The sequence below is a fragment of the Thermoanaerobaculia bacterium genome, from assembly GCA_035260525.1.
In the GTDB taxonomy this organism is placed as follows: Bacteria; Acidobacteriota; Thermoanaerobaculia; order UBA5066; family DATFVB01; genus DATFVB01.
Genome location: DATFVB010000177.1, coordinates 1 through 8,814 on the forward strand (window position 1 = coordinate 1; position 8,814 = coordinate 8,814).

Consider the following 8,814-nt stretch of genomic DNA (forward strand, 5'->3'; position numbering starts at 1 on the left):
CTGGTCGTGGAGGGGGGACGCGCGCGCGGCATCGTCGTGCGCGACCTCGCGACGGGCGAGATCTTCTCGCGGACGGCGGACGCGGTCGTCCTGGGCACCGGCGGCTACGGGAACGTCTTCTATCTCTCGACCAACGCGAAGGGGTGCAACGTGACGGCGGCGTGGCGGGCGCACCGGCGCGGCGCGTACTTCGCCAATCCCTGCTTCACGCAGATCCACCCGACCTGCATCCCGGTCACGGGCGATCACCAGTCGAAACTGACGCTCATGAGCGAATCGCTCCGGAACGACGGCCGGATCTGGGTGCCGAAGAAGGCGGGCGACACGCGCGCGCCGCGCGACATTCCGGAGGCCGAGCGGGACTACTACCTCGAGCGCAAGTACCCGGCGTTCGGCAACCTCGTGCCGCGCGACGTCGCCTCGCGCAACTCCAAGGAGGTCTGCGACGAGGGACGGGGCGTCGGGCCGGGCGGCCGCGGCGTGTATCTGGACTTCGCGGAGGCGATCGGCCGCCTCGGCGTCGGGGTCATCCGCGAGCGCTACGGGAACCTGTTCGAGATGTACGACCGGATCACCGGCGAAGACCCGTACGCCCGCCCGATGCGCATCTACCCCGCGATCCACTACGCGATGGGCGGGCTCTGGGTCGACTACAACCTGATGAGCAACCTCCCCGGCCTCCACGTGATCGGCGAGGCGAACTTCTCCGACCACGGCGCGAACCGGCTGGGCGCGAGCGCCCTGATGCAGGGGCTCGCCGACGGCTATTTCATCCTCCCCTACACGATCGGCGACTATCTCGCGCGCGTCTCCCCGAAGGACCGGCTGCCGGCCGACCACGCGGCGTTCCGCGCCGCGGAGAACGAGGCGCGCGACCGCATGCACCGGCTCCTTTCCGCGGGCGGCACCCGAAGCGTCGATTCCTTCCACCGAGAGCTCGGCGACCTCCTCTGGAACCGGTGCGGCATGGCGCGCAACCGCAAGGGGCTCGAGGAGGCGCTCGCGAAGATCCCCGAGATCCGCGAGGACTTCTCGAGGAACGTCCGCGTGTCGCAGGAGGGCGAGGCGTTCAACCAGTCGCTCGAGAAGGCGGGCCGCGTCGCGGACTTCATGGAATTCGCCGAGCTCCTCGTCAAGGACGCGCTGTGGCGCGACGAATCGTGCGGCGCGCACTTCCGGGAAGAGCATCAGACGCCGGAGGGCGAGGCCCTCCGGAACGACGAACGGTTCTGCAAGGTGGCGGCCTGGGAGTTCTCCGGGGTCGGTGGAGAGCCGGTCCTCCACGAGGAGCCGCTCCAGTTCGAATACGTCCACCTCGCGCAGCGGAGCTACAAATGAAGCTGAACCTGAGGATCTGGCGCCAGAACGGCCCCCGGGACAAGGGAGCGCTCGCCGCCTACCCGCTCGACAAGCTCGAGCCCGACATGTCCTTCCTCGAGATGCTCGACGTCTTGAACGAGAAGCTCCTCCACCAGGGCGAGCGCCCGGTCGCATTCGACAACGACTGCCGGGAGGGGATCTGCGGGACCTGCGGATTCATGATCGGCGGCATCGCGCACGGTCCCCTCAAGCTGACGACCGCGTGCCAGCTCTTCCTCCGCCACTTCCGCGACGGCGACACGGTGGTCGTCGAGCCGTTCCGCTCCCGAGCGTTTCCCGTCGTCAAGGACCTCGTCGTCGACCGCGGCGCGCTCGACCGGATCATGCAGGCGGGCGGGTTCATCGCGGCGCGCACGGGGAGCGCGCCCGAGGCGAACGCGATCCTCGTCGACAAGAAGAGCGCCGACATGGCGATGGACGCGGCGGCGTGCATCGGCTGCGGCGCGTGCGTGGCGGCGTGCCCGAACGGTTCCGCGATGCTCTTCACGTCGGCGAAGGTCGCTCATCTCGCCCTCCTGCCCCAGGGACACCCGGAGCGCCGGCTGCGGGCGCTGCGCATGGTCGACGCGATGGACGTCGAGGGATTCGGGAGCTGTTCGAACCACGGCGAGTGCGAGGCGGTCTGCCCGAAGGGAATCCGCCTCGACGTGATCGCGCGGCTCAACCGCGAGTACCTCGCGGCGAGCGCCGTCGCCGAGCGCGAGCCGGTCCGGAAGGTCTGAGCCCCCTCCCGCCGGTCAGCGCGCGGGAGGAGAGACGGCCCCGGCGCGGCTCGACCAGAGGGGATAGTCGATCCCCGCGAGCCGGTTGATCGCGATCGCCTGGAGGGTGAGCAGGGCGACCGCGATCTCGATGACGAGCAGATAGAACGGCTTCGTCACGATCCCGAGCGAGATGATGAGGGTCGTCGCGCCGGCCGGCGGGTGCGCCGCCTTGAACAGGATCATGAGCGCCCCCGTCGCGGCGAGCGACAGCGCCGCCGCGAGCACCCGCCGCGAGTCGACTCCCGTGACGATCGCCGGCGGGGCATGCTCGAGTCCCGTCGCCAGCAGCGCCCCGTACCCGCAGACGATCCCGATCGCGTGCCCGTAGATCGAGTGCCTCGGAGAGGCCGTCGGGAGCGTCGGCGTGAAGAAGAAGAGGAACGCGGTGGGACCGAGCGACGGGAAGACGAAGGGCGTGTGCGAAACCATCGCGAGCGCCGCGAGGATCGCGATCGTGATGAAGCCGTTGACGAACATGAACGCCGCCCAGACGTTGCGCTCCGGGAAGCGCCGCAGGAGGCCCTGGATGCGCAGCCGGCCGACGAGCCCGCGGACGACCTCGGGCTCGAGCAGTGAGAGCGGCGGCCGCCGCTCAGTCAACCGGCGGCTCCTCGAGTCGGCGGATCCGCTCGTCGAAGCGGACGATGTAGAGGAGGAGGCCCGCGTTGACGGCGAGGACCAGGAAGGACGCGACCGCGGCCGGAACAAGCACGCCGCGGTTGCCCGAGAGGAACGCCTCGAGCGCCGCCGCGACGAGCCAGAGCTGCATCACGACGAGCATGCCGATCAGCACCGCGATCGCGGTGAAGAGCGTCGTCCCCTGCTTGCGGGTCTCCATTCAGCGCCCCTTCATCAGAGCTCGACCCCGGTCGCGAAGAGGTCGTCTCCGCGGACGTCGAGGACGATGCGCGGGAGCCGCCGGGTCGGCGGGCCCGCGATCGGCCGCCCTTCGCTGCACGTGAAGACCCCCTTGTGGCAGGGGCAGGCGAGGGTCCGGTCCTCCGGACGGTAGACGACGGCGCAGGAGAGGTGGGTGCAGACCTGCGAATACGCCTCGAAGCTCCCGTCGGGAGAGCGCACGAGGATGCAGGGGTCTTCGTCGGTCGGGTACCGGAAGAGGAGCGATCCGCCCGGCGGGACGGCCGACGCGGAAGCGATCCGGACGCGGCGGCGCGGGCGCGGCTTCCAGAGCCGGCCCGCGAGCGCGATCAGCGCGCTCGCCCCGGCGAGCAGCGCCGAGCCGAGGGTCAGGAACTTCGCGAGCTCGCGCCGGGTGACGTAGTGGTCCTGCTCCCAGGCGATCGGGAAATCCTCGCGCCAGCGCGGGCGCGCCTCTTCGCGCTCCTTCATCTCACGCCTCCCCGAGAAGCGCCGCCACGTCGTCGCTCGCGGGACCCGGACGTTCCGTGCCCGACAGCGCCGCGGCGCCGATCCGGACCTCGGAGACGCCCGCCGGGACGATCACCGCGACCTTCGTGCGCACGATCTCGTTGCCGAACCTCCAGAGGTTGATCGCCTTCCCCTGGCGCTTGCCCTCGATCTCCTCGCGCGTCGTGAACGCGAGCGCCTGCGAGGGACAGACCGTCGCGCACATCGGGCGCTTCCCGGTGCTCGTGCGGTCGTAGCAGTAGTCGCACTTCATCATCTGGTCGATCGCGCCGAAGTACTTCGGCACGCCGAACGGGCAGGCGAGCACGCAGTTGCTGCACCCGATGCAGCGCGGCTTCAGGGCCGACTGCGTGACGCCGTCGGGCGTCTGCTTGATCGCGTCGGCCGGGCAGACCCGCGCGCAGATCGGGTCCTCGCAGTGCATGCACACCTGGGGCGTGGTCTGCACCGTGTCGGCGCGGCGGATCGTCTCGACGTGGATCATCGAGACGCCGCGGTGCGTGTCGCACTCCTCGCACGCCTGAACGCACGCGCGGCACCCGATGCAGCGCGAATAGTCGATGAAGAAGGCGAGCTCGCTCACGCCACGCCCCCGGCCTCGGGCGACAGCCTCGCGATCGCGTCGTCGGGGCGAGGCGCCGGAGAGATGCGGACCGCGCAGATCTTGTACTCCGGGATGTTCGAGACCGGGTCGATCGCCCGGATCGTGCAGTTGTTCGCGGCGCGCGCGAGCGGCCAGTGGTACGGGATGAAAACCGTGTCGGGCCGGATCGTCCGGACGATGCGCGAGCGGACGACGGTGGAGCCGCGGCGGCTCTCGACCTTCACGAACCCGCCCTCCTCGATCCCGTACCGCTCGGCGAGCTTCGGGTGGATCTCGCAGAAGGGCTCCGGCTCCTGCGCCATGAGCCCCGCGATCCGGCGCGTCTGGGTGCCCGAGAGGTACTGCGAGACGACGCGGCCCGTCGTCAGGATCACCGGGTATTCGTCGTCCGGCTCCTCCGCGGCGGGGCGCCATTCGACCGGCTGGAAATGCGCCTTCCCGTCCGGATGGCCGAACCGCGCTCCCTCGTACAGCCGCGGCGTGCCGGGGTGGTCGAGCGACGGGCAGGGCCAGAAGACCCCCTTCTGCGCGTCGATCTTTTCCCAGGTGATCCCGAAGTAGTCCGCCACACCTCCCTTCGACGCCATCCGGAGCTCCTCGAAGATCTCCCGCGGCGACCCGTAGGCGAACTTCTCCCCCGAACCGAGCCGCGCCGCGAGATCGCAGACGATCCTCCAGTCTTCCCGCGCTCCCGCGGGAGGATCGACCGCCTTCTTGTGGTGGATCACGCGCCCCTCGACGTTCGTCGTCGTCCCTTCGTCCTCCTCCATGAGCGAGCCGGGGAAGACGACGTCGGCGTAGCGGGCGGTCTCCGAGAGGAAGAAGTCGATCACCGCGAAGTGCTCGAGCTTCTCGAGCGCCTCGCGGATGAAGTTCTGGTCGGGGAGCGACACCATGGGGTTGAAGCAGATGAGGAGCAGCCCGCGGATCTGCCCGGCGTGGATCGCCTCGAGGAGCGGCACCGCCGAGAGCCCCTTGTGCGGGATCGTCTCCTCCGGGACATTCCAGACTCCCGCGATGTAGCGGCGGTGCTCGGGGTTCTCGACGTCGCGCGCTCCCGGGAGCTGGTCGCATTTCTGCCCCTGCTCCCGCGCCCCCTGGCCGTTGCCCTGTCCCGTGATCATCGCGTACCCGCACCCCTCGCGGCCGATCCGTCCGGTCGCCACGACGAGGTTGATCGCCGCCATGCAGTTGTCGACGCCCTTGGAATGGTGCTCGATGCCGCGCGCGTGGAGAAGGAAGCTCGTTTCGGCCGGCCCCCAGATCTCGGCCGCCTTGACGATCATCGACGGCGGGACGCCCGCGATCTTCCCGGCGTACTCGGGCGTGTACTTGCGGACCGCCTCCTCGACGCGGTCGAACCCCGTCGTGTGCTCTTCGATGAACTTCCGGTCGACCCATCCCCGCTCGATCATCACGTGAAGCATCCCGTTGAAGACGCCGATGTCGCCGCCGGAGCGGACCGGGATGAAGAGGTCGACCGTGCGCGCGATCGGGGTCATCCGCGGGTCGAGGACGATGATCTTCGCCCCGTTCTCCCGCGCCTGCCACAGGTAGTCGGTCGTGATCGGAGCGCAGTCGGCGACGTTGGCGCCCGCGACGAGGATCGCCTTCGCCTTCGGGATGTCGCTCCAGGGGTTCGCGCTGCGGTCGATCCCGAAGACCTTCTTCGAGGCCGCGCCGGCCGACACCATGCACAGCCGGCCGTTGTAGTCGATGTTGGCCGTCCGCACCGCGACGCGCGCGAACTTCCCCATCAGGTACGCCTTCTCGTTGGTCAACGAGGCCCCCGTCAGGATCGCGAACGCGTCGTTTCCGTACCGCTCCTGGATGCGGCGAATCTCTCCCGCCGTGCGGTCGAGGGCGGTCTCCCAGGCGATCGGGCGGAATCCCGCGCCGTCGGTCCGCTCGAGCGGCGTCTTCAGCCGGTCGGGGTGCTCGTCCTGCATGTAGCGCTTGACTCCCTTCGGGCAGAGCTTCCCGGCGTTGAACGGAAAATCCTCCCACGGCTCGAAGCCGACGACCCGGTTGCCCTTGACCTTCAGCTGGATGCCGCACTGCTGTCCGCAGAAGCAGCAGTGGGTCTTGACGAACCGGTCCGGCTCGCCGATCGGCGTCCAGCCGCCGGCGGGCACTCCCTTCATGTGGGGACCGAAGCGGTCGACGATTTCGGGGATCGATGCGGGGAGCTTCGCCATGTCAGACCTCCCGGTTCCCGGCGGGCCAGAGCGCGCCCTGCGCGACTCCCAGGGCCTTGCGGCGGCAGGAGGGGCAGACGTCCTGATAATGGCCGCCGGAGTCGAGCGCGTACCGGATTCCGAGCGCGGCCTCGACCGCCTTCAGGTCCTCGCGGTGCATCACCGACGCGAACGGCTCGGCGCACACGGCGCAGCGAGCGACCGCCTCCGCGGCGCCGACCTTCTTGTAGTACGCGACCCCGAGCTGCGCGGGCCGCTGGAAGATGTGGAAGAACTTTCCGAACGGGAGGTACAGGAGCGTGAAGATCACGGTCACCGCGTGGATCTGCGAGAGGAACACGTAGTGGAACCCCCGCATGAAGTGCGTCGAGGCGGTGAGGAAGAGCCCCGTGACCGACACCGCGAAGAGGAGGAGGAGCGGAAGGAGGTCGCTGGAGAATTGCTGCACCGCGAACGCGCCGCGGTCGCGGCCGCGCCGCCAGAGCGCGAAGAAGATGCCGCCGAGCACGAGGAAGGAGGAGATGTCGAGGACGTCGAAGACGAGGGGCGCCAACGGGCTCGCCAGCGGAAACGAGAAGACGTGGACGCCGAAGACGTACGCCTGGTAGAGGCTCTGCGAGTCGCGGGCCGTCTCGAACCGGATCCATCCGAAGGAAAGCGGGAACGTGACCGCGGCGGCGAGGATGCACCCCCAGAAGATCAGCCAGTGCGCCGCCCAGCGGACGCGCGACCGCCGCCGGATGAAGCTCTGCGCGAGGATGTTGTTCCAGAAAAGCGCGACGAAGCGGGCCGCATTGTTCGGCAGCCGCCGCGGGTCGAGGAAGAGCTGCCATCCGCGGAACCAGAAGAGCCGCGTCGGCGGCCGGCGAAGCCACATCGAGTACCGGTACCCGAGGCCGAACGCGCAGAAGACCGTCGCGCCGGCATAGGAGACGAGCGCCGGGTCGAAATCCTTGAGGCGCCGGCTGCCGAAGTAGATTCCCGCGAGGACGAGGAGCGCCGCGGCGAGCCCCCACAGCGTCGCGTGGCGGACATCCGAGCCCCGAGTCGCGGTCGGCCTTTCGACTCCCGTCGCTCCCCCTTCGCCTGGCCGTCCCGCGAGCTCGGGGCGGCCGAATCCGACTCTACCGAATTCTGTTCCGGGCTCCAAGGTGGGGCGCGCCGAGTTGAAGCGGCAGAGCCGCTTGACTCGGCGCGAATCGAATGCGGGCCACGCGGAACTCGTCGATCGGAAGCGACGAAATCCTCAATCCGGCGGCAGCCGGGTGAACACCACGCGGAATCCTCCGCCGCCGCTCTCTTCCTCGGTCGCCTTCTCGCACGACGAGCCGGGCGCAATCATCGGAAGACTCGCCTCGAACGCCGTCAGTCCGAAATTCTGCCCTCGAGCGCCTGCCGGTTCGTCTCCTGCGCCGCGCCGATCAGCTGCCGGGCCGCGTCGACCTGGCCCCATGTATTCCAGAGCAGCACCCCACGCACTCTCCGGTTCTGGAGGTAATACACGACGCCTTTCCGGAACGGCTCCTTCCAGTCTTCGACGACGTCCATCCGGGCGCCGAATTCGCCCACGGCTTCGTAGCCGAGGTCGAAGAGGTCGGAGTAGAAGAACGGCAGGTGCTCGTATTTTTCCGATCCCCCCGCCATGTTGCGCCCGGCCATCGCGCCCATGACGTTCGCGTTGTCCTCGTGCTCCACCCGCCGGCGCACACCGAGCGCCGGGCTGTAGAAATTGGCCACGTCGCCGGCGGCATAGACGTCGGGGCGCGTCGTGCGGAGGAGCTCGTCGACCACGATGCCGTTGTCCACCGCGAGACCGAGGGAGTCGGCCAGTCCGGTCTCCGGCACGATGCCGATGCCCGCGATCACGGCATCCGCGGACAGGATCTTCCCGCTTCCGGTTCTGACTGCGCGCCTTTCTCCGATCTTTTCGATGCTCACGACGTTCTCTTCCGGCAGGAGCGTGACGCCCTTCTCCCCGTAATAGGCGTTCAGGAACCGGGACAGGCCGGGCGGATAGATGCGCGCGCCGATCCCGGCTTCCGGGAAGACCATGCTGACCCGGCACCCGTTGACGGCGAGCGCCGCGGCGATCTCCGATCCGATGAATCCGCCGCCGATCACGACGAATTCCGCCTTCCGGTCGGCCAGGGAACGCACGCGCTCGTAGTCGTCGAGCGTGCGGAAGTAGATCACCCCGTCATCCGGGAAAGGCAGGCGCCGGGGCGAGCCGCCCGTCGCCAGGAGCAGCTTTTCGTAGGCGTGAACGTCGCCGCGGCTGTCGGCGACGGTTCTCGCGGCCGGATCGCCGCTCAGCGCCCGCGTTTCCAGCCGCAGGTCGACGCCGGCGTCTTCGGTCTTTCGCCAGATCGAATCGAGCGGCGCGCCCGTCCAGAGCTTCTTCGACAGCGGCGGGCGGTCGTACGGCGGATGCTTCGCCGCGCTCAGCAGCGTGATTCCGCCGGTCCGGTCCCTCTCGCGG

At 69.2% G+C, this 8,814-nt stretch carries 9 protein-coding genes; 2 read left to right on the top strand and 7 right to left on the bottom strand.

The genetic code is table 11. The annotated features are described in order from the left end of the window. Nucleotides 1-1,338: succinate dehydrogenase (quinone) flavoprotein subunit (gene sdhA / locus VKH46_08790; protein HKB70926.1), on the top strand; the 1,338-nt coding region annotated here is incomplete at its 5' end. Next, nucleotides 1,335-2,102 carry a succinate dehydrogenase/fumarate reductase iron-sulfur subunit gene (locus VKH46_08795; GenBank protein ID HKB70927.1) on the top strand — a complete coding sequence of 256 codons (768 nt, stop codon included), beginning with the start codon at nt 1,335-1,337 and terminating at the stop codon, nt 2,100-2,102. The genes sdhA and VKH46_08795, both read left to right, overlap by 4 nt. 15 nt (nt 2,103-2,117) lie before the next feature. Here VKH46_08795 and VKH46_08800 read toward each other — a convergent pair whose 3' ends face one another. The 7 genes from VKH46_08800 to VKH46_08830 all read right to left on the bottom strand — a co-directional run. Next, a complete protein-coding gene (locus tag VKH46_08800; protein HKB70928.1) occupies nt 2,118-2,744 on the bottom strand; it encodes an HPP family protein in 627 nt (208 codons plus the stop codon). Then, on the bottom strand, nt 2,737-2,982 hold the full coding sequence (locus VKH46_08805; protein ID HKB70929.1) for a DUF6755 family protein: 246 nt from the start codon (nt 2,980-2,982) through the stop codon (nt 2,737-2,739). The genes VKH46_08800 and VKH46_08805 overlap by 8 nt, the downstream gene beginning before the upstream one ends. 14 nt (nt 2,983-2,996) lie before the next feature. Beyond that, nucleotides 2,997-3,494: a Rieske 2Fe-2S domain-containing protein gene (locus VKH46_08810; GenBank protein HKB70930.1), complete on the bottom strand. Its 498-nt coding sequence runs from the start codon at nt 3,492-3,494 to the stop codon at nt 2,997-2,999. A gap of 1 nt (nt 3,495) precedes the next feature. After that, nucleotides 3,496-4,116, bottom strand: coding sequence for a 4Fe-4S dicluster domain-containing protein (locus VKH46_08815; GenBank protein ID HKB70931.1), 621 nt, complete (start codon nt 4,114-4,116; stop codon nt 3,496-3,498). Then, nucleotides 4,113-6,335 (bottom strand): molybdopterin-dependent oxidoreductase, encoded by a 2,223-nt coding sequence (locus VKH46_08820; GenBank protein ID HKB70932.1) that lies wholly within the window; start codon nt 6,333-6,335, stop codon nt 4,113-4,115. The genes VKH46_08815 and VKH46_08820 overlap by 4 nt, the downstream gene beginning before the upstream one ends. Nucleotide 6,336: 1 nt before the next feature. After that, on the bottom strand, nt 6,337-7,485 hold the full coding sequence (locus VKH46_08825; GenBank protein HKB70933.1) for an MFS transporter: 1,149 nt from the start codon (nt 7,483-7,485) through the stop codon (nt 6,337-6,339). A 215-nt stretch (nt 7,486-7,700) separates the two neighbouring features. Continuing rightward, nucleotides 7,701-8,814 (bottom strand): FAD/NAD(P)-binding oxidoreductase (locus VKH46_08830; protein HKB70934.1); only part of this gene is annotated, 1,114 nt, incomplete at its 5' end.